Source organism: Planococcus sp. APC 3906, from assembly GCF_030407685.1.
Classification (GTDB): Bacteria; Bacillota; Bacilli; order Bacillales_A; family Planococcaceae; genus Planococcus; species Planococcus koreensis.
This window is the reverse complement of sequence record NZ_JASDCW010000002.1, coordinates 213,065-237,560: the sequence shown is the minus strand read 5'-3', so window position 1 is coordinate 237,560 and position 24,496 is coordinate 213,065. Positions and strand designations below refer to the sequence as shown.

The following is a 24,496-nucleotide window of genomic DNA, read 5'->3' as shown; positions in this document are numbered from 1 at the left end:
ATTTTTATAGAAAAAGCGCAAAAACCACCCTTGCACTTTTCAGTACGGGTGGTTTTCCATTTTACTCCAATTCTATTTGTTTTGTTTCAGTTCCAAGGAACGCAACAGCCAAAGCTCCGATAACGATTGCACCGCAGAAAATCGCAAAAATCCAGCCGACTCCATAGTCAGCCGCCAGCATTGTCCCGACCAAAAGTGGTCCGAGAATACCGCCGATGCGGCCAAATGACGCGGCCATCCCTGTTCCCGTCGCGCGGATGACGGTCGGGTATTGCTCAGGTGAATAGGCATAAAGCGCACCCCATGCGCCAAGATTGAAGAAGGACAGGAAAATACCTGCGCCAATGAGCATGCCCAGCGTTTCCGCGTTGCCGAACACCAATGCGCTCGCTGCGGTCCCCAAAAGATACGTCACGAGCACGAATTTCCGGCCCATGCGTTCAATCAGCCACGCTGCGGAGAAATAACCCGGCAGCTGCGCCAAAGTCATGATCAGCACGTATTTAAAACTTTGGATTAATGTGAAACCTTTCAATACCATGACGCTCGGCAACCACAAGAACATGCCGTAATACGAAAAGACGACCATGAACCAGACTACCCACAACATAATCGTCGGCCGCAGGTATTTTTTGGACCACACTTCTTTGATATTCGTTGATACAGAACGCAGCACGTTCTTTTTCGCCGTGAATTGAGGCGAATCCGGCAAATTGATGCGCAAATACAACGCATAAAATGCCGGCAATGCCGTCAACAGCAACGCTACCTGCCAGCCGTATGAAGGAATGATGAAATACGAAATGATGGCTGCCAACAGCCAGCCGGCTGCCCAAAAACTTTCCAGCAGCACGACAACGCGGCCGCGTTCTTTCGCCGGAACACTTTCAGAAACCAAGGTCGCCGCGACAGGCAGTTCCCCGCCAAGCCCCATGCCGACGAAGAAACGCAGGGCCATGAATGCTGCGAGTGTAGTAGTGAAAGCAGATAGCCCGCTTGCTACCGAGAACAATAAGAGCGTGATGATGAAAATCTTTTTCCTGCCGACCCGGTCAGCGTAAATGCCGAAAACAAATGCCCCGACCGCCATCCCGATCGAGTTGACACTGCCGATCCAGCCCATCTGCTGAACCGTCAAATCCCAATCCACTTTAAGTGCAGCGATGACGAACGACAAGATGCCGACGTCCATTGCGTCAAATAGCCAACCCAACCCTGCAACGCCCAATAATTTATTCCGCGAAATGCCCGTGGTATTTTTTTCGGTTGTTAATGTAGCCATTCCAATCCCCCGTGTCTTTACATGTGTAATACAGTGTCTTTACACCATTACTATACGCCTAGAATTTACACGCCGCAATAACATTGGAAATGTTTAATTTTTCCGAAAAATCGAAGTGGCAAACTGCGGTTAAACGCAAAAACCTCTTTATCCCATACCCAGGGATAAAGAGGCTTACACTTTGCTTCGATTCATACCAGCAGCACGAGGCTCAACGCCATCACTGCCATGCCCGCAACCAATCCGTATATCGATAAATGCGCTTCGTCGTAACGTTTTGCGGCAGGCAGCAATTCATCCAGTGATATGAAAACCATCAATCCGGCTACACCGGCGAAAATGATGCCGAACATCGTGTCGTTCAAGTACGGCATCAAAATCAACCATGCCACTATGGCTCCGACCGGCTCTGCAAGACCGGATAAGAAACTGTATTTCAACGCTTTGCGCCGGCTTCCGGTCGCATAATAAATCGGCACCGACACCGCAATGCCTTCCGGTATATTGTGGATTGCCACAGCGATGGCGATGGCGATCCCGAGGTTTGGATCCTGGATAGCCGACATGAATGTCGCAATCCCTTCCGGAAAATTGTGGATTCCAATTGCCAATGCCGTAAAAATCCCCATTTTCCGAAGCCGTGCATATTCGTCGTTGGTTGGGCCATCATCCATGTCTTCCACTGTCCGCACTTCATGCGGATTGCCAAGCTGCGGCAACACGCGGTCCAATATCGCCATGAAAATCATGCCGCCAAAAAATCCGGCAAGTGTCAGCCAATAGCCGGCCGATTCGCCGTGAACACCGGTCAAAGAATCTTTCGCTTTCACGAAAATCTCGATCATTGAAACATATATCATCACACCCGCCGAGAAACCAAGGGAAACTGACAAGAACTTTGTATTGGTCCGAGATGCGAAAAAGGCAAGCAAACTGCCGATGCCCGTCGCTAAACCCGCGAATAAGGTCAAGCCTAGCGCAAATAATACCGTACTGTCCATAATCCGACGTCCTTCCATTCTACTGATTAAGGTTATTGTACGATATAAGTTTCCTTGCTACAACTTTTTTTGACGAAGAAAAATTTTCCATTATTCTTACTTATTTCCGGATACGCAAAAGCTCGCCCAATTTCAGCCAGTCTGCATCTTTCAAGATGCGGATCGGCGGATTGTAAAATACACTGGCCGGATGAAAAGTCGGAAACACATGATAATGCTGTTCCGTTTCCATAAAGCGCTGATTTTCCTCATCCCACCTCAATATCGGCGTCTCCAACAGCACGCCATGCAATTGCGTCACTTTCGCCTGCGGGCCGATCAAACGCTGCAGTCCGACATTGCCAAGCGTTACAATCAGCGGCGGATTGAGGTCGCTGATTTCAACATCCAATATCGGCGCATGGGCGATGATCTCTTTTTTGGTCGGCGCGCGATTGTACTTCCTTTCTGTAAAAGAGCCATCACGCTCTTTTTTGCTTCTCCATTTGTACGGCCGGCTGCGCACAGCACTGGTAATGTAAACATCCTCACGCGCTAAACCGACGCCGCTAAGCGACGCCATCAATTCCTTGCCGGCCCTGCCGGTGAACGGAATGCCGGTTTCGATCTCATTTTCGCCAGGCGCTTCTCCCACCAGCATCAATGCCGGATTCCGTGTCCCACGGCTGCGCACAAAACCATCAACCGGAAATCCTTTGATGCGCTCTAGCCCAAGCTGAACCATTTCATCTGATAACTCATACATAAAACCACTCTACTTTCATCTCTTTTTATTTAAAATGTCAGGTTTTCTTACATTCATTTAAAATAAAGCTTGCATTGTCAGAAAACAATGATTATGATGTTAACAAACCTAACATCAAGGAGGAGAGAACATGAAAAAGATCGAAACCATTATCCGTCCCTCGGTTTTTGCTGATGTCCGCCAAGCTTTAGCGCTGGAAGGAATAGATGGATTGACTGTCACTGAAATCGCCGGAATCGGCAAACAAGAAGGTCGCACCGGCCTGTTCCGAGGCAATGCCTATACCATGGAATTTTCCCCAAAAATAAAATTGGAAATGGTGGTCGATGATTCCAAAGTCGAAGACATCGTGCAAGCGCTGCTCGAATATGCAGCTACCGGTGAAGTCGGAGACGGCAAGATTTTCATCCTTCCCGTTGAAGAAGCTATTCGCATCCGGACAAAAGAACGCGGCGCAATCGCCGTTGGATAAGGAGGAAACCAAATGGAAGCAGTCCAAAGTTCAGTAGATATGTTATGGGTAATGATTGGCACGATTTTGGTCTTTTTTATGCACGCAGGATTCGCCATGCTGGAAACCGGCTTTACCCGCTCCAAGAACACTTTGAACATTTTGATGAAAAACCTCATTACAGTTGGCCTCGGCTCTATTCTTTACTTTTTTGTCGGATTCGCGTTGATGTTCGGCACCTCAGCTTTCGGCATGATCGGCACAGACGGATTCTTGCTTGCCGGGCGTGAAGACATTGGTTTCTTCGTTTTCCAGGCAGTCTTCGCCGCAACTTGCGCCACCATCATCTCCGGTGCAGTTGCAGAACGGATGAAATTGTCTTCGTATATCATGCTCACTATCGCAATGACCGCTGTCATCTATCCGATTGTCGGGCATTGGGTATGGGGCGGCGGCTGGCTTTCCCAAATCGGCTTTATCGACTTTGCCGGTTCGACGGTTGTGCATTTGACTGGTGCCACTGCCGCGTTCGTTACGGCCTGGAAATTAGGGCCGCGCCTCGGCAAATACAGCGGCAAAGTCGTCAACTCGATTCCTGGCCACAACTTGCCGCTTGGCGCACTTGGTGTCTTCATCCTCTGGCTCGGTTGGTTCGGCTTTAACGGCGGAAGCACTCTTGCTGCTGATCCGGCACTCGTACCTCCAGTCATCTTGAATACTTTGCTTGCGGCATCAGCTGCTGTACTTTCCACAGCTTTTTATACCCGATTCCGCTACGGCCGAATCGACCCTTCGTTGACGATGAACGGAGCACTTGCCGGTTTAGTGGGGATTACAGCCGGAGCAGCCAATGTTTCATTCCTTGGCGCCATGGCAATCGGCCTTCTGGCAGGTATTATCATGACAGAAGCTGTACGCATCCTCGATTCTAAAATCCGTGTCGATGATCCGGTCGGCGCCATTGCCGTCCATGGTGTCGCAGGCGTCTGGGGAACCATCGCATTAGGCTTTTTCGATACGACAGGCGGCTTGCTTTACGGCGGCGGCGCTGAAGTTCTAGGCATACAGACGGTCGGCATCCTAGCCGTCATCGGCTGGGTGACGTTATCGTCCGGAATTGTCGTATATGCCATAAACGCCATTTCACCGATCCGCGTCTCTGCTGAAGAAGAAGAAAATGGCTTGGACTTTTCCGAACACGGTTCACAGGCATACGCAATGCAAGATGTCCTGCGCGGTTCAGCTCCAACCGCAGAATCATTTGCCACACGCCTCAACCGCATGGGTGAACGGCCAAGCACTTCCAAATCTTGATCCAATCCTAAAAGCAGGGCTCCCGACAAGGGAAGCCCTGCTTTTTCATCTATTCTGCAGTTTTTCAAAGCGGTGTTCCCGAAACTCGTACCAAATGGCGACGGCCACGAATAAGGTATAGCCGGCACACCAGCCAGCCAATACATCCGACAAATAATGCTCGCCCCCCGCTACACGCGAAAGTCCGATTCCGGCAACCAGACCTGCCGCCGCAAGCCACACCAGCCATTTCCCTACTTCGGAAACCATGTACGCGGTCATGAAATAAGCAGCCGTAAAAATATACAAGAGACCGCCCATCGCATGCTGTGAAGGAAAACTATAAGTTTCGAGTTCTTGCAGTACAGGCGGACGCTCACGGATAAATGCCTCTTTCAACAAAACGTTCAACGCCTTGCCGGCGCCAACCGTCAAGAAAACAAAAAACATCGCCCGATAATTCCGGTGGTGGAACCATAAGTATAAAATCATGCCCAGCCCCATTACGAACAACACCGAATCTTCCCCAAGAACAGACAAGCTGTCAAGCCATCTTAAACCATACAGTTTGCCGGCAGCCCAGGCATCAATTCCTCTGAATTCCGGTGTCGAATAGGCCGTAAGAATTGCGAAGAAACTGATCAACGTCGCCATTCCCAGCGGATAAAAAATACGTCGCATGACTCCACCCTCTCCCTGTTACTTCCATCTATTATAGCTCAATTTATCTGTCTATTCAAAATATACCAGCAATTTACCAGCTCGTCTCCACTCTCTTATTTGGCAACTAAAAAAGCTGCAGACCCTCCGGATTTCCGGACTCGCCTGCAGCTTCTGTTTACTTATTCCTTGAATGCCGTTTCTACATCTGTGACCATTTGGCTCACCGATTGCAGCCCTCCGCCTGACAGATACCAATAATCCGGGTCCAAGTAGATGATTTTCTCATTTTTATAGGCGTCCGTTTTTTGCACCAATTCGTTTTCAAGCGAATCTTTCGCGCTGGCTTCATTGCCTACAGCAGCATTGCGGTCCACAACGAAAATCATGCCAGGATTTTTTTCCAAGATGTATTCGAACGAAACGCTTTGGCCATGCGTCGATACTTCCAGCCCCTCGTCCACCGCTTTCACTCCGAAAACATCATGGATAATGCCGAAGCGGGAAGACGGCCCATACGCACTGACCTTCCCTTCATTCGCCAGCACGATCAAGGCTTGCTGTTGCGAAGCATTGACTGTTTCTTTCACTTGTTCAACCTGTTCTGTAATTGCTGACAACTCTTCTTTCACTTGCTCTTCCTTGCCGAAGATTTCTCCGATCAATTCCATATTGCCTGTGAAAGATTCCATGTAATTATCGGTATCGACGGCGATATGTACAGTCGGTGCAATCGCTGCGTATTCTTCATACATGTCCGCTTGGCGTCCGGAAATGATGATTAAGTCCGGCTTCATTGCATTGATCGCCTCGAAATCCGCTTCTTTCAACGTCCCGACGTTCTCATACTTTTCCGTATCCGCGTATTTATCAAGGTACGCCGGCAATGATTCCTGCGGCACACCTGCTGCTTCTATGCCCAATTTGTCCATTGTATCAAGGACGCCGAAATCGAAGACAACGACTTTTTTCGGATTTTTTTCAAAAGTGGTTTCGCCCAATTCGTGCGTTACGGTCATCGTCTCTTTTTCCTGCGCTTCAGCTGTAGCCGATTCTCCCTTTTCTCCAGCACCGCATGCCGCAAGCACGCCAGCCACCAATAACGCCATTGCAATCAATAACCATTTTTTCATCTCAATCAAACTCCCTTTTTATGTAGTTTTTTAATGCATTTTACGAATTGAAATAAACGCAGATCCGGCAATTGTCCATCTGCTGAATCGGGATGTCCATGTCGTAGATTTCCTTCAGCGCCGCCGATTGGATGATTTCTTCGGTCGTGCCGTCTTTGACCACACGGCCATTTTTCAGCGCGACAATGCGATCGGAATAAACCGATGCAAAATTGATGTCGTGAAGCACGATAACAACCGTTTTGCCAAGGTCGTCTACGAGGCGGCGCAGAATTTTCATAATTTGCACCGAATGTTTCATGTCCAAATTATTGAGCGGCTCGTCGAGCAGAACGTAATCGGTATCCTGTGCAATGACCATGGCAATAAATGCACGCTGGCGCTGGCCGCCAGACAATTCATCCAAATAACTGTGCTGCATGCTTTCCAAATCCATGTAGCCGATGGCCTGGTCGACCATTTTCTCATCCTCGCCATTCAAGCGCCCTTTGGAATAAGGAAAACGGCCGAATGACACCAGTTCACGGACAGTCAAGCGTACGTCCATGTAATTCGATTGCTTTAAAATCGACACGCGTTTCGATAATTCGTTGGCTTTCATTTTCTTCGTATTGGTGGAATCGATGATCACTTCACCGGTATCCGCTTCAAGAAGCCGGCTGACCATGGAAAGGAGCGTCGACTTGCCGGCACCATTCGGGCCGATAAACGAGGTGATCTTGCCGCGCTGAATATCGACTGAAACATTCTCGACGACTTGTTTTTTGCCATATAACTTTGTCAGTTCCCGGACTTGGATCATTTGGATCGACTCTCCTTCAATAATAAGTAGATAAAATAAACCCCACCGATGAAATTGATGATGACGCTAAGCGTTGCATTGAACGTGAAAACCCGCTCGACGACCCATTGCCCGCCTACCAATGCAATGATACTGATGACGATTGCGCCTGTCAGGTGCACCGAATGCTTATACGACTTGAAAAATTGATACGACAGGTTCGCCACAATCAACCCGAAAAAGGTTATCGGCCCGACAAGCGCGGTCGCGATCGCAATGAGCACCGCTGACAGCACCAACATCCCTTTTACCAAGGAATCATAATTGACACCCAGATTGACCGCAGCGTCACGCCCAAGCGACAAAACGTCCAATGATGCGTTGTGGCGCCAAGCGACTGCCACCAGAATAGCGACGAAAACGAGCGATGTCCAAACGAGGTCTGCGTTGACGTTATTGAAGCTGGCGAACATTCGATCCTGGACCATCTGGAATTCATTGGGGTCGATCAGCACTTGCAGAAACGTGGAAATGCTCGAAAAGAACGTCCCGAAGATGATGCCGATCAGCAACAGGAAATAGATCGGCTGGTTGCCTTTTTTAAACAGCAAGCGGTAGAACAGCAAAGCGAAGACAACCATGACCGCAATCGACAACAGGAAATTCACTTGTTTATTGAGAATCGTCACGTGGTCGGAACCTAAAAAGAAAATCAGCAAGGTCTGCAGCAGCATATACAGCGAATCGAGGCCCATGACACTCGGCGTCAAAATGCGGTTATGCGTGATAGTCTGGAACACGACCGTCGCATAAGCGATCGCCACGCCCGTCAACACCATCGCAAAGACCTTGACGCCGCGCCGGGGCAGCGCATAATCGAAACTGCCGTTCAAGTCGTGAAATAAATACAGCGCGCATGCCGCCACTGCCAAAGCGGCCAATAACATCATTTTATGTACATTACGCATAGGCCCTCCTCCTAAACAATAGGAACAGGAAGATGGCGCTGCCGATGACGCCGACCATCAAGCTGATCGAGATTTCGTATGGATAAATGAGCACCCTGCCTAAAATGTCGCAGAGCAATAAGAAAATCGCACCGAGCATCGCGGTATGGGGCAATGTTTTTTGCAAATGGTCCCCTTTGAAAATGGAGACGATGTTCGGGATGATGAGCCCGAGAAACGGGATCATGCCAACCGTCAGCACGACTGTTGCCGTAATCAATGCAACGAGAACCAGGCCGACATTGACGACGCTGCGGTATTTCAACCCGAGGTTCTTGGAAAAATCCTCCCCCATGCCAGCGACCGTAAAGCGATTGGCGTAAATATAAGCGATGATGAAAACCGGTACACTGATGTAGAGCAATTCATAGCTGCCTTTCATGATCATCGAAAAATCCCCTTGCAGCCAAGCCGACATGTTCTGGATGACATCCGCCCGGTAAGCGAAAAAGGTGGTGATCGAAGAAAGGATATTGCCGAACATCAAGCCGACAAGCGGGATGAAAATGGCATCCTTGAACTTGATGCGGTCCAAAATCTGCATGAATAGGAATGTTCCGGCAAGTGCAAATGCGAATGCCACAACCATCTTCTCCAGCATGCTCGCGTTGGCGAACAGCAGCATCGATACCAGGATTCCAAGCCTTGTAGCATCAAGTGTGCCAGCCGTCGTCGGGGACACGAATTTATTGCGGCTCAATTGCTGCATGATGAGCCCTGCCATGCTCATCCCCGCTCCCGCCAACAAGATTGCCGCCAGCCGCGGCAAACGGCTGATTAGGAAAATCTGCGTTTCTTCCGACCCGAAGTCCAGCAGATCGACCGGGCTGATGGAACTGACTCCGACAAACAAAGAGACGAATGACAGTATGATCAATATGGGTATTAAAATGCGTTTCTTCATAGCTGTCCCTCATCTTTAACTAATTAAATTCTCAGTAAGAATGATAATCATTATCACTTACTCACTTTTTTAGTATATCATGAGGATAGGAACATTCAATAGTTAATTGAGAATTATTTTCATTTGAAATTCTGTTTATGAAGAAACTTGTTGAATACCACTTCGGACGCTCAGGGCATGGCTTACACAATGAGCCGGGAAGAACACCCGTCTCACTGCTCCGCCTAGCCCGTGTTCGCGCCTTCGCTGGAATAAGCTCTTTGAAAACAGTGTGCTTATTGGGTACTACTATATTGTAGGTACGGAGTAAAACTGCCGAGACGCCTGCGAAAAGACTCTGCTCCTGAGCGCTCTGCGCTTCGTCGCAAAGACATTGGTCTCGCTAGCTTCGCCAATGCCTTGCCCGCGGCAAGCGAAGCTGTTTTGCGTAATATCGAGACGATATAATAACGACAATTACTTCAGAAATCGAAATAATTGTCGTGTATTCACTTGAATTGGCTTATACTTTTCCTTATGACAAAAATACCGAGGTGGTCCATCTAATGAGATTGAAACAATTTTTCAAGTATTATAAACCGCATAGACGGCTTTTTATCGTCGATTTCACGAGCGCAGTCATTGTCGCTATCCTTGAATTGGCATTCCCCGTCGCTGTCCAATGGTTCATCGACGATCTGCTGCCAAGCGGCGAATGGAATACGATTGTAACTGTCAGCGTCCTGCTGCTCGCCGTGTTCCTGCTCAGCACGTTCCTCCAATTCGTGGTCAGTTACCTCGGCCATGTGCTTGGCATCAATATCGAAACCGATATGCGCGAGGAATTATTCACGCACGTGCAGCGGCAGTCTTTCCGCTTTTTCGATAACATCAAGACCGGCCATGTCATGAGCCGTATCACCAACGATTTGTTCGATATCGGCGAACTCGCCCATCATGGCCCTGAAGATTTTTTCATTGCCATCATGACGTTTTTCGGCGCATTCGGCATCATGTTCTGGATCAATCCGAAACTTGCCTTAGTGACGCTGATCGTCATTCCGTTCCTGATTTGGCTTATCACCTACTGCAATATCAAGATGAACGGCGCCTGGAGCAGCATGTACGGGAAAATCGCCGACGTCAACGGACGCGTCGAAGACAGTGTTTCCGGCGCTCGCGTCGTCCAATCGTTCACCAATGAAGAATTTGAAATCAGCCGCTTCAAAAAAGACAATGGCCGCTTCCGGGTGGCAAAGATTGTCGCCTATAAAGTCATGGCCGCAACACATTCAAGCATCTATATGATGACCCGCATGTTGACGCTGCTGGTTCTTGTCTATGGCGCTTGGCTTAATTACCAAAATGAATTGTCTTATGGGGAATTGGTCAGTTTCGTGCTGTTCCTCAATGTCTTGATCAAACCGATCGATAAAATCAGCGCATTGCTGGAGCTTTATCCGAAAGGGATGGCGGGCTTTGGACGCTTCCAGGAGTTGATGGAACAAGAACCTGAGATTTTGGACCGCCCTGACGCTATTGAAGTCAGCGGATTGAAAGGCAATATCCTTTTCGAAGATGTCCACTTCGCTTACGATGGCCATAAAAGCGTATTGAACGGCATTGATTTGTCGGTGCGATCCGGCGAAACGGTCGCATTTGTCGGACCATCCGGTGCCGGCAAGACAACAATCTGTTCGTTGATCCCACGCTTCTACGACATCCAAGAAGGCAGCATCACCATCGACAATATCGATATCCGCGACATGACAATGCATTCGCTGCGTTCGCATATCGGCATTGTGCAGCAGGATGTCTTCCTGTTCACCGGCACGATCCGCGAAAACATCGCTTACGGAAAACGCAATGCCAGCGAAGAAGAAATTCTGGCTGCTGCGAGAAAAGCCCACTTGGAAGACTTCGTCAGCAAATTGCCGGACGGCTATGAAACGCAGATCGGTGAACGCGGCTTGAAATTGTCAGGCGGCCAAAAACAGCGCCTGGCCATTGCACGCATGTTCCTGAAAAATCCACCGATCCTGATTTTGGATGAAGCGACGTCTGCACTCGACACGGAGACGGAACGCATCATCCAAGAAGCGCTCGCCGAACTTGCGGAAAACCGTACGACGCTCATCATCGCGCACCGCCTGGCTACCATCCGTGACGCAGACCGCGTCATCGTTGTCACCGAAGACGGTATCGCGGAACAAGGCGGCTATAGCGAATTGCTCGAGCAAGATGGTATTTTCGCCAATCTCCACCGCATCCAATTCCAAAATTAATCTTTACCGCCCCAAAGCAAAAAGAGCACCCGCCAGAAATGGCAGGTGCTCTTTTTCATTTATTTACCGATGACGAATTCCTGGAAGCGGTCGTAATCCACGCTTCCGAGTTCCACTTTGATGAGGGTGCCGTTTTCTTCGTATTCCGTGTCCATTATAGTTGCTGAATCGTTCAAGTAAGCGACAATGTCCCCTCTGTCAAAAGGGATGAGCATCCGGCACGTGACATGTCCGGCGAAAATATGCCCTTTGATCTTCTCCAGCAGTTCATCCAGCCCTTTGCCTTCTTTAGCGGACATCCAAAGGCCGTCGCCGCTCACTTTCGGGTAAGGGACACCTGCCAAATCCGATTTATTGTAGACGAACAAAGTCGGGATGTTTTCGACGCCGACTTCATGAAGAGTCGCGTTCGTGACATCCATCATGTGACGGTATTCATCATTCGACACATCGACGACGTGTAAGAGCAGATCCGAGTTGCGCGCTTCTTCGAGCGTCGAGCGGAAAGCTTTCACCAAGTGATGCGGAAGCTTGCTGACAAAGCCGACGGTATCCGACAACAAGAAATGCTTATTGTCTTCCAGCACGATTTTTCTGACTGATGTATCAAGCGTCGCGAACAGCATGTCTTTTTCAAATACTTTTTTCTCTTCGCCCTGGCCCGTTTTGGCCAATAAACCATTCATAATTGTTGATTTCCCGGCATTGGTGTAGCCGACAAGCGAAACGACCGGCGTACCTGTACGGGTCCGCTGTTTGCGCTGCGTTTCGCGCTGTGCGCGGATATGTTCCAATTCTTTATGGAGTTTAGATAACTGGTCTTCGATTTTACGGCGGTCCAGCTCCAGTTTCGTTTCACCGGCACCTCTGTTTGAAAAGCCGCCGCTGCTGCCGCCGCCTTGGCGTCCAAGCGATGCACGCAAACCGACAAGGCGCGGAAGCATGTATTGCAGCTGCGCCAATTCAACCTGCACCTGTGCTTCCCGCGTTTTGGCCCGGCGCGAGAAAATATCCAGGATGAGCATCGTCCGGTCAATGACTTTGCATTCCAGTTCTTCTTCCAGGTTGCGGATTTGCGAGGGCGACAGTTCATCGTTAAAAATGATAAGGTTCGCTTCCGCTTCTTCATAGAACGCTTTGATTTCTTCGACTTTGCCTTTTCCTACATAGGTAGCAGGATGGATGCGATCCAAGTTCTGCATCACTTCGCCCACCACTTCCACCTCACAGGCTTCCGCTAAATTGCGCAGTTCTTCCATTTCGTACTCAAAATGGAGGTCCTGCTGCAACTGAACTCCCACAAGAATCGCTTTTTCCATTAATACATCCATTCGTTTTCCTCCTCAGCCAGCGGAACTCTTTTCCGATTATGACAAAAAGAAGAGTTTGCACTCTTCTTTCGCTGCCATACATTCCGTCCACTTTTGCTGTGCTTCTCTTATCATATATTCCCGTCCCCCGGAAGGCAATAAACCCCTTCTTCAAAAACGATGCGTTTTGAGCCGCCAGCAAGGCGCACTTCTTCCAAGCGTTCTTTGCGGCTTGTTGTCTCGCGGAACTCAAATCGGCAATTTTCTGTCTCCAGCTTGCCTTGCAGGATTTTGCGGAACAGTGCTTCACTTGCCGGGATATCATGGACGCCGAACACGCAAGCTTCGACACTGAGTTTTTCATTGTCCGGCTTGATGGCATCTCTTTCCCGCAACGCGCTGTAACGCTCGCTGTCGCTTTGCTGCCATTCGATGAAAAACGGTGCCGGCAAAGCATCCGTAACTTCTTGTTCAATAAAAAGCATTTTCCAGCGGATCGTTTCGCCGTTTCCGGTTTTGCGTTCCGCATCCAATACGCCTGTTGTTTCAAACCCTTCTTCCCGCAGCCGCTTGTCCAGGCTGCCAATATCCGCAGTCCGCAAGCACACCGTACCGAACCCTTCTTCATCGTGCAGCAGCAGTTTCGTCAGCGGATGTTCTGCGCTTTCGGCAACCGAACGATCCGCAAGCGAAAGCCATTCGATGTAGCAGTCTTTCATGTAAAGCAGCGCGTTGTGGGTGCCCCATTGGATATGCTGTCCGCCAACAGCCGCATGGAAACCGTACGACTCCCATGCTTCAACGGCTTTTGCAGGCTCACTCTTCGTAAAATGCACAATATGGTCTAAAAACATGGTTCCACCTCATTTTTAAATTGTCCTTCTTCAAGATAATAGCCAAAAGGCGGTGTAAAACAAAAGCTCCAGCCTTTTGAATTCCAGGCTGGAGTTTGTCAAAGATCATTATTTAGCTGGTTTTTCTTTGATAAGGCGTTCTGTTTCGTTGAATTCTTCGTCGATTTCAGCATTTTGCTTGTATGTCGCCAAACTTACAGCGATTGCAACAATCGCACACAAGAAGAACCCTGGAATGATTTCATAAAGATTGACAGCAAACTCTGCATCCAGCATATCCCAAATAATAACCGTCACAGCTCCGACAATCATACCGGAAAGTGCGCCCCACGTAGTCAACTTACGCCAGAACAATGACAACAGGATGATCGGACCGAAAGCGGCTCCGAAGCCGGCCCAAGCATAGGCGACCAAATCCAAAATCGTATTGTTCTGCTCCCAAGCAAGGAAGCCGGCGATTAAAGCGATGGTTAAGACCGCAAGACGGCCTAATGTGACATATTGTTTATCAGAAGCGACTTTCTTAAAAGCGATTTTGTATAAATCCTCTACTAATGCAGAAGAAGTTACAATCAACTGGGAAGAAATCGTGCTCATGATCGCCGCAAGAACGGCAGCCAGCATAAAGCCGGCAATCAATGGATGGAAGAAAATTTGGCCAAGGACGATGAATACACCTTCCGGATCAGCCAATGTCGCATCCGGATTTTGCTGGAAATACGCAATCCCGACCAAAGCTGTCGATACGGCGCCGAGCAAGCTTAGGATCATCCAGCTGATGCCGATGCGGCGAGCCTGGCGAACTTCTTTCAAAGAACCGATTGCCATAAAGCGAACAATGATGTGCGGCTGGCCGAAATAACCCAGCCCCCAAGCAGCAGCAGAGATGATTCCGATAAGCGACGCACCTGTCAGGCTGAGCATTGCTGGATCCACCGAACGGATGGTATCCGCTGTTTCCGCAAAGCCGCCTGTTTTAAAGACGCCGATGATCGGCACCGCAATCAAGGCCAAGAACATCATTAAGCCTTGGACAAAGTCTGTGTAGCTAACTGCGAGAAACCCACCAAACAACGTATAGGCAACGACAACCCCTGAAACGATCAATAAGCCAAGATGGTAGTCAAGGCCGAAAGAACTCTCAAAGAAAACGCCTCCTGCAACCATTCCAGATGATACGTAAAACGTGAAGAATACCAGAATGATGATACCTGAAACAATCCGCAGCAAACGCGAAGTGTCTTTCAGGCGGTTTTCAAGAAAGCTTGGAATTGTGATGGAATCGCTCGTCACGAATGAATAAATACGCAGTCGCGGAGCAACGAAAAACCAGTTTAAGTAAGCGCCTATTACGAGGCCTATGGCAATCCATCCTTCCACAAGACCGCTGACGTAGATGGCACCGGGCAAGCCCATCAAAAGCCATCCGGACATGTCTGCCGCGCCTGCGCTCAAAGCGCCGACTGCTGCACCAAGGCCGCGTCCGCCAAGCATGTAATCTGTCAAGTTCACTGTCTTTTTGTAAGAATAATAACCGATCCAAAGCATAAGAGCCATGTAAATAGCCAAAGCAATGATTTGATACGTAGTATCTGACATCTTCCATCTCTCCTTTCGTCTATAGTTTAGCATTTTCTAAATTTTTTAACAGCAGAATTTTGTTTTACCTTTGAGCAAAGTGGGGAAATGATACGCAAGGAGGCGATAGCCATGCCGTGGGATAAAAACGATTACCCGGATTCATTCAAAAACTTGAATGCCGATGTGCGGAACAAAGCCATTGAAATAGCGAACGCCCTTTTAAGAGACGGCTATGAAGAAGGCCGCGCGATTCCGATTGCCATGGACCAGGCGCGGAAAAACGTCGAAGGCGGCGAAGAAAAGATTATTTTTGAGATCAGGGCTCATGACGAAGGCTGGCAGCTCAAGAAAAAAGACAGTAAAAAAGCCCTTTTGATCGAAGACACCAAAGAAGAGCTGATGGGCGAAGCGAAACGCTACGCCAACAAACATCACGGCGAACTGCATATTTACACGAAAGACGGTTCCCTTGAAGAAAAATTATACGAAAGCTAATAAGAAATCCGCTGCCAGTGAAGGCAGCGGATTTCTTATTTAAACCAGCCCTTTTCCTTGAAACGGGAAATGGCTTCGATGCGGTTTCCTACTTCCAGCTTATCCAAAATCGTTGAAATGTAGTTCCGGACAGTGCCCGTCGTGATGAATAATTCTTTTGCAATCTCTTTCGTACTCTTGCCTTCGGCAATCAATTCCATGACCTGATTTTCCCTTTCAGTCAGCGGGTTCGCATCCGCGTATGCAAGGTCGACCAGTTCAGGCGCGTAGATGCGGCGCCCTTCCATGATGGTCCGGATCGAGGCAGCCAAGTCTTCGCTCGGGCTGTCTTTCAGCAAATAGCCGCTGACCCCCGCTTTCCGCGCTCGTTCGAAATAGCCGGAGCGTGCAAAAGTTGTCAGGATGATGATTTTACACGGCTCATCCTTCAGCGCCTCGGCGGCATCCAACCCGCTTTTGACGGGCATTTCAATGTCCGTGACGACGATGTCAGGCTGCAGCTTTTTGACCAGTTCAATCGTTTCTTCGCCGTTCGTCGCTTTTCCCACGACTTCCATATCTTCTTCAAGGTCCAACAGCGACCCGAGCGCACCGAGCATCATGCGTTGATCTTCAGCTAATACGATCCGTATCACACCAATTCCTCCTTCGGCTTCTGATAAAGAATGACATTCGGGACCCGGATGTTCAACGTAACGCCATCCACCTTCTTGATTTCCACGCTGCCATTGACAAATTCCAGGCGTTCACGCATGCCAGAGAGACCATTGCCTTGATTCCAATGCATGCCTTCAATCCCGACGCCGTCGTCCTGGACCTGCACCAAAATCTCTTGGGCATTTTGTTTCACTAGGATACTGCAACGAGTTGCGCGGCTGTGCTTCACGACGTTCGTCACTGCTTCCTTCAAGCACATGCTCAGCACGTTCTCCACTAATAGCGGGGTATTATCGAGTTTTGGATTTCCGTACAAGACAAAATCGATGTCTGCAGCTTTCAAAATCTGCTGAATCCGCAGCAGTTCATCTTCAAGCTTCGTGCCCCGCATGTCCGATACCAATTCGCGCACTTCTTTCAAAGCAGTTCGGGCTGTTTGGCGGATATCATTGATTTCATTCATCGCAGCTTCAGGATTCCGCTTCATCAGCTTGCCGGCCAAATCACTTTTGAGACCGATAAGTGACAGCTTCTGCCCGAGCGTGTCGTGCAGATCGCGGGCTATCCGCTCCCGCTCTTCAATGACAATCAATTGCGAAATCCGTTTGTTTGCATCTTCCAACTGACCTTCCAGTTTTTCACGTTTGTGCCGGTTGTAGGTGTTGAAGGGCAACAGGATAATCCCCAAAATACTCAAAACAATGAAGGGCAATTGCGCGGTGTAGAGCGCTTCGTGAAGAATAATCCCGATTGTCAGCGCCAAGATGGTAGTGCCGATATGAATTCCGTAAACGATGAAGAACCCTACTTTGTTGCGGATATTGCCGACAAAAAACGCCAGGAAAATAGCCAGATATACGTAGCCGAACAGAAAAATCATGCCGATGTTGATCGCTATTTCAACGCTGATCCACACATACACGAAGCCGGTTTTCGAATTGAATGACAACCGATACGCCAGAAAGAACATGATCAATAACAAGATGCCCAATGTAATTTCGAGCGGCGACGATGAACGGAAGATGAAAAAGAACGGCAGGATACAGAAGATGACCCAGGCATATAAGCTGAGCCACGGGTTTTTCGGAAATATTTGGTACCAGCTTTGCATAATTTCGCTCCTCGATTCACTATTATTCATTATCATATCAAATAATGGAAAAAAGAAAAAACCATTCAGCAGAATGGTTTTTTCTTTACGTGATTAAGCCGGGAGTTTGTTTTCGTTCAGCAAATGCTTGATGTCGCCGAAAGTGACAAACGTTTTGTTTTTTGCATCATATAATTTAAAACGCAATGATTTAAGGCTTGATTTGATGGTAATCGTTGTCGCTTGTTGAAGCGGCGGAGTGGATTCATGCGCTTTTTCCAAATTGTAGTTTGGAACACGCGGGCTCAGATGGTGCACGTGGTGGAAACCGATGTTGCCAGTTACCCATTGAAGCACTTTTGGAAGTTTGTAATATGAACTTCCTTCTACAGCCGCTTTCACGTAATCCCATTCGCTTTCGTCTTCAAAATACGAATCTTCGAATGTGTGCTGTACATAGAACAACCAAATGCCTAATGCTCCTGCGATAAACATTGTCAATCCTTGTACGATCACGAATGCCTGCCAGCCGATTGCCCAGATAAGCAATGAGTAGATAACAACTAGCGAGATGTTGATCAAATACGTGTTATTGCGTTCTTTTTTACGTGCATCTTTGCGGTTGAAACGGCTTGAAATCAAGACTAGGAATAGCGGTCCCACACCAAACATTACCAACGGGTTGCGGTACATGCGGTATTTGAAACGTTCCCATTTTGAAGCTTCAACGTACTCCTCGATTGTCATGACCCAAATATCGCCGACGCCGCGTTTATCGAGGTTTCCGCTTGAAGCATGGTGGATAGAGTGCTCGCGTTTCCATTTTTCATAAGCGAAAAGCGTCATAATACCGGTAATCGTACCGACTACAGCGTTCGCTTTCTTGTTTTTGAAGAATGATCCGTGTGTGCAGTCATGGAAGATGATGAATGTGCGGATGACGAATCCTGCAGCAATAGCTGAGAATGCAACTGTCAGCCAAATCGAGATGTCCAATGTCAGGTATGCCAAAACCCATGAAATGATGAATGGCGGAATGGTGTTCATTATTTGGCGTACACTTGCTTTTACGTCTGACCCTTCGAAAGGGGCAACGAATTTGCGCAATTGTGCTGTTTTTTCTCTGCTCATGTTCTTCCTCCTACTATCCATGCTCAAGCGGCTGGATAACTTATTATCCTAATCATAAAGATTCTGCACCTGACAAATAAGTCATAAACGCCTGTTTACTACATGACACTTGTCATGTATTTCGCAAACCCCACTTTCTGCTTTTTTGCAAATGCAGTATACTTGGACTAAGAAGAAATACGGGAAAGAGGTGTTTTTCATGACTGGTACACTGACAATCATCATGATTTTTTCAATCCCTCTCGTCGCTATTATCGGTTCCTACTGGCTCAAACACGCCGAAATGAAAAATCAATGGATCGTCAAAGAGCAGGAACTCGAAAAAATCAAACACGAAAATTTCATCCTCGAAACCGAGAAGCTGCGCCTCGAACTTGAAAAGATGAAATTGGAGCAGGAACAAAAAGGACAGAATTTATTGATGAAATAAGAAAAGGCATGCCGCTGGTCAAACGCGGCATGCCTTTTCTAGGCAAAAACATCTTTTTCAATTTGTTTCAATTCATAGAAATAACCTTTTTTCTCCATCAATCCTTCGTATGTTCCGCTTTCCACTATTCTGCCGCCGTCCATAACAATGATTTGGTCCATCTGGCTAAGGGCAGCTAAATCGTGGCTCACAATGATGAAAGACTCTTCTTTGTCGCGGCTGAAAAGCTCCGAGTAGATAGCTTGTGCCGTAACCCCATCTACCGAGGAAAGCGGCTCATCCAATATCCAAAGCGGTTTTTTCCGAATTATTGCCCGGGCAATAGCCAAGCGCTGCTTTTGGCCGCCTGATAAGTTTTGGCCTTTTTCGCCGACTTTCATCGACAGCGCAAATTCAGCCAGTTGGACTTGCGACAGCGCCGCTTCCAATTGTTCGTCGGATGCCGATTCATTGGAAATCAGCAAGTTGCTCTTAATCGTCCCAAAGAAGAAATGGTTTTCCTGGAGCACCGCGTTCATGCTTTCCCATACTTTTTCCTGATCCAATTCGGCCAGCTCACGCCCGCCAAGCCGGATCGTTCCTTCATCCGGTTCCAAGATATTCAATAAGAGCTGAAGAAGTGTCGATTTGCCGGAACCGCTCGGACCCACGATTGCCGTTTTCGTACCCGGCTCAATTTGCAGGGAGATATCGGTTAAAGCAGCACGTTCTTCCCCTCTGTAAGTGAAGTTGATGTTGTCCAGCGTGATAACGAACGGCCATTGAGGAGGCTGTCCATCCCCTTTCAGGACTGGTGCAGCTGGCGCAACTTCATCCAAACGGCTCGCCGCTTTTCGGTTTTCCTCGAAATGAGCCGGAAATGCTGCCATCGGAGAGACGTTTTCAAATGCCCCCAACGAGATCATCACCAGCATGGCGAGATATAAACCATCCAATTCGCCTGCAGCTGTAAAATACGCGCCGAGGCCCAGTACAAAAAAGGACGCGAGGAGGGCAACCAATCCATTCACCGACTGGCTCAAGTTTTCTTCAAGCCCCTCCTTGCGCTGCTGGCTTCCATAATCACCGGAGAAATCCTCCAATTGCTGTTGCTTTTGTTCAAGCCGCTGATTGATCTTCAAGTCGCGGAAGCCGTGCAACAGCTCGGCCGATTCTGTTGAAAGCGATGCGCGACTTGCCCGTGCAGCATTGTGAATGGCCCGTTGCCGCATTGCAAAAACCGCAGGCACTGCAAAAACCGTCAAGAATGCGCCGATGGCAATGACGGCTGCAATCCCCATAGAGAAGTAGGCGCTGAAGAAAATCGTACTGAGAAAGACAAGAAGCAGCACGATTGGCGGATACAGGACGCGCAGCAGAAAATTCTGCAGGCTCTCAACATCGCCGACGATGCGCGCCAGCAAATCGCCGCTTCGGTACTGGCTGAAGATGCCCGGTGCCAACGGCGATAGTTTTTCGAAGAAAGACGAACGCAAATTGCTGAGCATCGTAAATGTTGCGCGATGTGAAAACAGCCTTTCCGCATAGCGGCTCAAAGCGGAAGCCAGTCCGAATAATTTCAGGCACGCGCCCATGACGATCAAAATCGTCATCTGCGAAGTCAGCGCCGCACGTGAAATCAAATAGCCGCTGGAAGCGAGAAGCGCAACGCCTGCGACGCCTGCCAGAAAGCCGAAGAATACCGCGAGCGCAACATCTCTTTTTTCATGGAGAGTCAAAAATAATATTTGTTTCAATCCGCTCATTGCAGGACACCTCCAAATTGCGCTTCGATCATTTCCCGGTACAGCGGCTCAGAACTCAATAATTCAGAATGCGAGCCGGTTCCAGCAAGTTTTCCGTTATCCAGAACGAGAATCATATCTGCTTTTTTGATCGTGTGGAGCCTGTGGGCAACAATCAATACAGTCGCACCTTTGCCGAGCTCGGCCATGGATTTCTGTAAAATTCGTTCGGTTTTTAAGTCCAGCCCAGTTGTCGGTTCATCGAATAATATGAGGGACGGTTGTTTTAGGAAGGCCCGCGCCAAAGCAATGCGCTGTTTTTCCCCTCCGGACAGCCCTCTCCCCGCTTCGCCTACCGGGGTATCGAAGCCTTGTTTCAAAGACAGGACCATTTCAGCGATTCCCGCTTGTTTTGCAGCTGCCATAATTTCTTCATCGGCCACTATACGTCCTGCACCCAAAGCGATGTTTTCTTTGATAGAACCAGCGAATAAATAGGGGTTTTGGGAAATATAACTCATTTGGCTGAACCAGGACTGTTCCGATATATCTTGTCTGTCCATTCCATCCACCAGCAGACGGCCACCGGTCAGCGGCAGCAAACCGGCTATCGCATGCAGCAGCGTTGTTTTTCCCGAACCGCTTTTGCCGATGAATGCGACCTGGCTGAACGGGGGAATCTCCAATGTAGCGGGGCCAAGTGAAAATCCACCGCCGTATTGGAATTCCAACTCCTCCAGTTCCAATAGGCCAGGGCCTTGCAATGCCAATTCGGTGTTTCCAAAACGGACCGGTTCCGTCTTTTTCGTTAACTCCTCCGATAAACGGCCAGCCGCAGCCGCACTGCTTCTGCCCGTATGGAACGCACTCCCGAAATCTTTCAGCATATTGAAAAAATCCGGAACGAGAATCATGACGAAAAATGCTGTAAAGAAAGTCAGGCTATCGAATACGACAAGGCGCAGCCCGATTTCAAGCGCAATGATCCCCATGCTCAGCATCGAAATATATTCCAGCATCAACGAAGATAAAAAGGCGGATTTCAGCACTTCCATCGTGGAATCCCGGAAATCGAGGCTGCTCTTTTTAATGGTTTTCTGCTGGCGGTCCGCCTGTCCCATCAGTTTCAATGTAGTAAGGCCTTGAAGGACGTCCAAAAATGTCCCTGAGAATTGCCCCAGTTTTTCCATCTGCTCATCCGCTTTTTCTTTTGTGCGGATTCCCACGAGCGCCATGAATACCGGGATAAACGGCGCTGTTACCAAAATGATCAGCCCCGTTATCCAATGCTGGTAGAAAATGACCGCAAGCAGCACAATCGGAATGATGTAAGTTTGGATCATTTGCGGGATATATTTGCTGAAATAGCCGTCTACTTCATCAACTGCGTCCATAAGCAAACTCACTTTCCGGCCTGACTGGCCATGTTCCGAAGCCAGTAGCGGATCCGCTGCAAACGAGCTAATCAATTGCCGGCGCAGCTTCAATTTCACTTCAGTCGACAATTCGACTCCTGCGCGGCCGATTGCATAGCCACAGAAGGCACGCAGCAAAATGGCGCCCAATAACCCATATAAATAAGGTGTGATATCGGCAAACGCAGCATCTTCAAGAAAAACGCCATTGACGGCGAGCACAAAAAACAAGGCTTGCCCGACCATTGCCGCTCCTTTTGCAAGGGATGCCGCCGTTAGCAGAACCATCCATTTTCTCTGTTCAAATGCGAGCTGTTTCAACTCCATTGTCCCATTCTCCCTTTCGATTGCTCATGCTTCCATTATAAAGCAACTGCCCTTTGTTGCCGTTTCCCACGCATGGCTGAAGCGGTTAATTCTCCATTTTGTTACAGGAAACGTTCACAAAGCACTGATTTTACAGCGAAACGCAAAAAAGCCGCTGGACATTCCAGCGGCTTTCAAAATTAGGGTTATTTTTTTTCGGATTTCTGTTCTGGCGGTCTTTCAAGCACGGCATACAAAAATATAATGTCTTCTTTGATCTGTGATTTCACGAGGTCATTTTGACATTTCCGATACTCATGGCTAAGCTTATTCAGTTCACATTCAAAAACTATTTTTTCTTCTTGTGAAATCACTGATAACACCCCAGCTCATTGAATTTGGAGAAGTCGTTCTTTGTACGTGTATTGGTCAAGCAATCATATCAAAAATTAAAATCAAACGCTATTAATTAGCGTTAAATTATTTATAATATCAATAATAAGACAGAGTAACCAACTATACCTAAGCAAAAAGAAACAAAACTACTTTCGCGATCTTCTGGCAATTCTTCTTTCATGACATTGAGGATGATGCCGCCTGCAAGCAATGCGGTAAGAATCGACACCGTCAATTCACTGACTTCCGATACCAGCCCAAAAGCCCACCCAACCAGGATAGCAGCGGCCAGAAGCCAGCGGCCGTATCGATCGTACTCTTCTTTATGCGCCGCCCGCAGCCCTTTATCATTCGTGATGAAGTGGACGCCCATTGCGATGAAAAAGAATAGCATGCCCCATGCCGAATCGTAATGTTCACGGACCAGCAAATAGCCGATTAAAGCATTATAGAGCGTGAAAGAACCGATATGAACCCAGAAAACTCCGGCTTCCACGCCTTCTTCTCGAATATCCGCCTGCCGCCGTTTAGCCGATTTCACCATCTGTTCCAGTCCATAAAAGATGATGAGCCCAAGCATAGCGACCAGGTAAATATGGCTTTCTAAAAAGCTCCAGCCTTCATTTCCGACTTCGCCTTCCAGCTCCTCCTGAAAAACACCGAGTTCTGGCAGCAAGTGCAGAAAAACGTAAGCCACGGATATTCCTCCTGCAATCGACAGGAATCGGCTTCGCGGCAAGACTTTCATGAGCTTCATTCTCTTTGAAAATAGATGGATAAATACAAAACCGATTACAAATAATAAGCTGAGCCATTCCACTGCCTTCAGCTCCTTTGTCCACTAGAATATTAACAGGCGGACTCGCGTCGAGTCCGCCTGCCGTGTCTACAGATGTGCGAATCCCTTACTTGCCTTGTCCGTCTTTCATCCATCCAGCCACTTGTACAGTGCGCTTCGCCTGGTGCTTCACGGCATCTTCCACGTCTTCCACCATGTTATTGTCCTGGTCAACAGAAACGGTTGTGCCGTAAGGATTGCCGCCTGCTTTAAACAGCGATTCGTCCGTATAGCCCGGCGCAGCCACGATGGCTCCCCAATGGAACATGCTTGTGTAAATCGCGAGGACCGTTGCTTCCTGTCCGCCGTGAGCATTTTGTGCAGATGACATGGCGCTGACGGTTTTATTGGCTAATTTGCCTTGCGCCCATAAGCCGCCCGTCGAATCCAAAAACTGCTGGAATTGGGACGGAACATGGCCAAAGCGCGTCGGGATGCTGAAGATGATGGCATCTGCCCAATCAAGCAGATCCACTTCCGCTTCCGGTACGTCGGCTGTCGCCTCCGCGTGTGCCTGCCAAGCCGGATTCGATGCGATAGCCTGCTGTGGCGCATTTTCTTTCACTTTCGCCAATTTCACTTCTGCACCAACCGACGCAGCGGCTTCTTCTGCCCATTTTGCCATTTTATAATTAGTGCCTGTTGAGCTGTAATAGATAATTGCCAATTTCACATTTGCCATTATTCTCTCTCCTTTTTTGCATCAAGTCCGGGACTGCTGCTGTAAACGGGAAATATCTCGACTTTG

23 protein-coding genes are annotated in these 24,496 nt (G+C 48.5%); 5 read left to right on the top strand and 18 right to left on the bottom strand.

The features are described 5' to 3' along the window. Nucleotides 1–61 precede the first annotated feature (61 nt). From QMA09_RS02580 to QMA09_RS02570, 3 genes are all read right to left on the bottom strand, one after another. Nucleotides 62–1,282 (bottom strand): MFS transporter, encoded by a 1,221-nt coding sequence (locus tag QMA09_RS02580; RefSeq protein WP_290211909.1) that lies wholly within the window; start codon nt 1,280–1,282, stop codon nt 62–64. A 191-nt stretch (nt 1,283–1,473) separates the two neighbouring features. Further along, nucleotides 1,474–2,283 (bottom strand): zinc transporter ZupT, encoded by an 810-nt coding sequence (gene zupT / locus QMA09_RS02575; protein ID WP_290211908.1) that lies wholly within the window; start codon nt 2,281–2,283, stop codon nt 1,474–1,476. A 100-nt stretch (nt 2,284–2,383) separates the two neighbouring features. Then, the gene (locus QMA09_RS02570; RefSeq protein WP_290211907.1) at nt 2,384–3,028 is read right to left on the bottom strand and encodes a uracil-DNA glycosylase; all 645 of its coding nucleotides are present in this window, start codon (nt 3,026–3,028) and stop codon (nt 2,384–2,386) included. Nucleotides 3,029–3,158: 130 nt separating this feature from the next. Here QMA09_RS02570 and QMA09_RS02565 point away from each other — a divergent pair, with 130 nt between their 5' ends. Together QMA09_RS02565 and QMA09_RS02560 are read left to right on the top strand one after the other, a co-directional pair. Further along, nucleotides 3,159–3,500 carry a P-II family nitrogen regulator gene (locus QMA09_RS02565; RefSeq protein WP_290211906.1) on the top strand — a complete coding sequence of 114 codons (342 nt, stop codon included), beginning with the start codon at nt 3,159–3,161 and terminating at the stop codon, nt 3,498–3,500. 12 nt (nt 3,501–3,512) lie between these two features. Next, nucleotides 3,513–4,793, top strand: coding sequence for an ammonium transporter (locus QMA09_RS02560; RefSeq protein WP_290211905.1), 1,281 nt, complete (start codon nt 3,513–3,515; stop codon nt 4,791–4,793). Between the two features lie 45 nt (nt 4,794–4,838). Here the strand turns inward: QMA09_RS02560 and QMA09_RS02555 are convergent, their stop codons facing one another. From QMA09_RS02555 to QMA09_RS02535, 5 genes are all read right to left on the bottom strand, one after another. After that, the gene (locus QMA09_RS02555; protein WP_290211904.1) at nt 4,839–5,453 is read right to left on the bottom strand and encodes a phosphatase PAP2 family protein; all 615 of its coding nucleotides are present in this window, start codon (nt 5,451–5,453) and stop codon (nt 4,839–4,841) included. A gap of 161 nt (nt 5,454–5,614) precedes the next feature. Further along, on the bottom strand, nt 5,615–6,565 hold the full coding sequence (locus QMA09_RS02550; protein WP_290211903.1) for a siderophore ABC transporter substrate-binding protein: 951 nt from the start codon (nt 6,563–6,565) through the stop codon (nt 5,615–5,617). Nucleotides 6,566–6,605: 40 nt separating this feature from the next. Then, a complete protein-coding gene (locus QMA09_RS02545; protein WP_290211902.1) occupies nt 6,606–7,367 on the bottom strand; it encodes an iron ABC transporter ATP-binding protein in 762 nt (253 codons plus the stop codon). Beyond that, the gene (locus tag QMA09_RS02540; RefSeq protein WP_290211901.1) at nt 7,364–8,314 is read right to left on the bottom strand and encodes an iron chelate uptake ABC transporter family permease subunit; all 951 of its coding nucleotides are present in this window, start codon (nt 8,312–8,314) and stop codon (nt 7,364–7,366) included. Before QMA09_RS02540 ends, QMA09_RS02545 begins: the two co-directional genes overlap by 4 nt. Beyond that, nucleotides 8,307–9,257: an ABC transporter permease gene (locus tag QMA09_RS02535; protein WP_290211900.1), complete on the bottom strand. Its 951-nt coding sequence runs from the start codon at nt 9,255–9,257 to the stop codon at nt 8,307–8,309. The genes QMA09_RS02540 and QMA09_RS02535 overlap by 8 nt, the downstream gene beginning before the upstream one ends. Before the next feature lie 545 nt (nt 9,258–9,802). On the opposite strand from QMA09_RS02535, the gene QMA09_RS02530 reads away from it, so the two are divergent. Next, nucleotides 9,803–11,521, top strand: a complete 1,719-nt coding sequence (locus QMA09_RS02530) for an ABC transporter ATP-binding protein (RefSeq protein WP_135504150.1) — start codon at nt 9,803–9,805, stop codon at nt 11,519–11,521. A 59-nt stretch (nt 11,522–11,580) separates the two neighbouring features. On the opposite strand, the gene hflX is transcribed toward QMA09_RS02530, so the two are convergent. The 3 genes from hflX to putP form a co-directional block, all read right to left on the bottom strand. After that, entirely contained in the window at nt 11,581–12,852 is a 1,272-nt protein-coding gene (gene hflX, locus QMA09_RS02525; protein WP_135504152.1) for a GTPase HflX, read from the bottom strand. Nucleotides 12,853–12,962: 110 nt separating this feature from the next. After that, complete coding sequence (locus QMA09_RS02520) at nt 12,963–13,685, bottom strand: VOC family protein (protein ID WP_290211899.1); 723 nt, start codon at nt 13,683–13,685, stop codon at nt 12,963–12,965. A 108-nt stretch (nt 13,686–13,793) separates the two neighbouring features. After that, a complete protein-coding gene (gene putP / locus QMA09_RS02515) occupies nt 13,794–15,284 on the bottom strand; it encodes a sodium/proline symporter PutP (protein WP_290211898.1) in 1,491 nt (496 codons plus the stop codon). Nucleotides 15,285–15,395: 111 nt separating this feature from the next. Between putP and QMA09_RS02510 the strand changes: the two genes are divergently transcribed. After that, complete coding sequence (locus QMA09_RS02510; RefSeq protein WP_135504158.1) at nt 15,396–15,761, top strand: DUF2188 domain-containing protein; 366 nt, start codon at nt 15,396–15,398, stop codon at nt 15,759–15,761. 35 nt (nt 15,762–15,796) lie between these two features. On the opposite strand, the gene QMA09_RS02505 is transcribed toward QMA09_RS02510, so the two are convergent. From QMA09_RS02505 to desA, 3 genes are all read right to left on the bottom strand, one after another. Then, nucleotides 15,797–16,396 carry a response regulator transcription factor gene (locus QMA09_RS02505; RefSeq protein WP_135504162.1) on the bottom strand — a complete coding sequence of 200 codons (600 nt, stop codon included), beginning with the start codon at nt 16,394–16,396 and terminating at the stop codon, nt 15,797–15,799. After that, the gene (locus QMA09_RS02500) at nt 16,393–17,529 is read right to left on the bottom strand and encodes a sensor histidine kinase (RefSeq protein WP_290211897.1); all 1,137 of its coding nucleotides are present in this window, start codon (nt 17,527–17,529) and stop codon (nt 16,393–16,395) included. Before QMA09_RS02500 ends, QMA09_RS02505 begins: the two co-directional genes overlap by 4 nt. A 93-nt stretch (nt 17,530–17,622) precedes the next feature. Further along, on the bottom strand, nt 17,623–18,639 hold the full coding sequence (gene desA, locus QMA09_RS02495; RefSeq protein ID WP_135504166.1) for a Delta(5) desaturase DesA: 1,017 nt from the start codon (nt 18,637–18,639) through the stop codon (nt 17,623–17,625). Nucleotides 18,640–18,838: 199 nt separating this feature from the next. Here desA and QMA09_RS02490 point away from each other — a divergent pair, with 199 nt between their 5' ends. Further along, nucleotides 18,839–19,069, top strand: a complete 231-nt coding sequence (locus tag QMA09_RS02490; protein WP_290211896.1) for a hypothetical protein — start codon at nt 18,839–18,841, stop codon at nt 19,067–19,069. 38 nt (nt 19,070–19,107) lie between these two features. Here QMA09_RS02490 and cydC read toward each other — a convergent pair whose 3' ends face one another. The 4 genes from cydC to wrbA form a co-directional block, all read right to left on the bottom strand. Next, the gene (cydC, locus tag QMA09_RS02485) at nt 19,108–20,814 is read right to left on the bottom strand and encodes a thiol reductant ABC exporter subunit CydC (protein WP_290211895.1); all 1,707 of its coding nucleotides are present in this window, start codon (nt 20,812–20,814) and stop codon (nt 19,108–19,110) included. After that, the gene (gene cydD, locus QMA09_RS02480) at nt 20,811–22,535 is read right to left on the bottom strand and encodes a thiol reductant ABC exporter subunit CydD (protein WP_290211894.1); all 1,725 of its coding nucleotides are present in this window, start codon (nt 22,533–22,535) and stop codon (nt 20,811–20,813) included. The genes cydC and cydD overlap by 4 nt, the downstream gene beginning before the upstream one ends. A gap of 463 nt (nt 22,536–22,998) precedes the next feature. Then, nucleotides 22,999–23,607: a hypothetical protein gene (locus QMA09_RS02475; RefSeq protein ID WP_356778820.1), complete on the bottom strand. Its 609-nt coding sequence runs from the start codon at nt 23,605–23,607 to the stop codon at nt 22,999–23,001. A gap of 208 nt (nt 23,608–23,815) precedes the next feature. Further along, the gene (gene wrbA / locus QMA09_RS02470) at nt 23,816–24,430 is read right to left on the bottom strand and encodes an NAD(P)H:quinone oxidoreductase (RefSeq protein WP_135504173.1); all 615 of its coding nucleotides are present in this window, start codon (nt 24,428–24,430) and stop codon (nt 23,816–23,818) included. Nucleotides 24,431–24,496: the final 66 nt, after the last annotated feature.

Coding starts and splice junctions, on each gene's coding strand:
- QMA09_RS02535 (WP_290211900.1), bottom strand. CDS start 9,257: ATGAAGAAACGCATTTTAATACCCATATTGATCATACTGTCATTCGTC.
- cydC (WP_290211895.1), bottom strand. CDS start 20,814: ATGAGCGGATTGAAACAAATATTATTTTTGACTCTCCATGAAAAAAGA.
- QMA09_RS02545 (WP_290211902.1), bottom strand. CDS start 7,367: ATGATCCAAGTCCGGGAACTGACAAAGTTATATGGCAAAAAACAAGTC.
- QMA09_RS02570 (WP_290211907.1), bottom strand. CDS start 3,028: ATGTATGAGTTATCAGATGAAATGGTTCAGCTTGGGCTAGAGCGCATC.
- putP (WP_290211898.1), bottom strand. CDS start 15,284: ATGTCAGATACTACGTATCAAATCATTGCTTTGGCTATTTACATGGCT.
- QMA09_RS02560 (WP_290211905.1), top strand. CDS start 3,513: ATGGAAGCAGTCCAAAGTTCAGTAGATATGTTATGGGTAATGATTGGC.
- desA (WP_135504166.1), bottom strand. CDS start 18,639: ATGAGCAGAGAAAAAACAGCACAATTGCGCAAATTCGTTGCCCCTTTC.
- hflX (WP_135504152.1), bottom strand. CDS start 12,852: ATGGATGTATTAATGGAAAAAGCGATTCTTGTGGGAGTTCAGTTGCAG.
- QMA09_RS02555 (WP_290211904.1), bottom strand. CDS start 5,453: ATGCGACGTATTTTTTATCCGCTGGGAATGGCGACGTTGATCAGTTTC.
- QMA09_RS02580 (WP_290211909.1), bottom strand. CDS start 1,282: ATGGCTACATTAACAACCGAAAAAAATACCACGGGCATTTCGCGGAAT.
- wrbA (WP_135504173.1), bottom strand. CDS start 24,430: ATGGCAAATGTGAAATTGGCAATTATCTATTACAGCTCAACAGGCACT.
- QMA09_RS02500 (WP_290211897.1), bottom strand. CDS start 17,529: ATGCAAAGCTGGTACCAAATATTTCCGAAAAACCCGTGGCTCAGCTTA.
- QMA09_RS02520 (WP_290211899.1), bottom strand. CDS start 13,685: ATGTTTTTAGACCATATTGTGCATTTTACGAAGAGTGAGCCTGCAAAA.
- QMA09_RS02490 (WP_290211896.1), top strand. CDS start 18,839: ATGACTGGTACACTGACAATCATCATGATTTTTTCAATCCCTCTCGTC.
- QMA09_RS02540 (WP_290211901.1), bottom strand. CDS start 8,314: ATGCGTAATGTACATAAAATGATGTTATTGGCCGCTTTGGCAGTGGCG.
- zupT (WP_290211908.1), bottom strand. CDS start 2,283: ATGGACAGTACGGTATTATTTGCGCTAGGCTTGACCTTATTCGCGGGT.
- QMA09_RS02510 (WP_135504158.1), top strand. CDS start 15,396: ATGCCGTGGGATAAAAACGATTACCCGGATTCATTCAAAAACTTGAAT.
- QMA09_RS02565 (WP_290211906.1), top strand. CDS start 3,159: ATGAAAAAGATCGAAACCATTATCCGTCCCTCGGTTTTTGCTGATGTC.
- QMA09_RS02530 (WP_135504150.1), top strand. CDS start 9,803: ATGAGATTGAAACAATTTTTCAAGTATTATAAACCGCATAGACGGCTT.
- cydD (WP_290211894.1), bottom strand. CDS start 22,535: ATGGAGTTGAAACAGCTCGCATTTGAACAGAGAAAATGGATGGTTCTG.
- QMA09_RS02550 (WP_290211903.1), bottom strand. CDS start 6,565: ATGAAAAAATGGTTATTGATTGCAATGGCGTTATTGGTGGCTGGCGTG.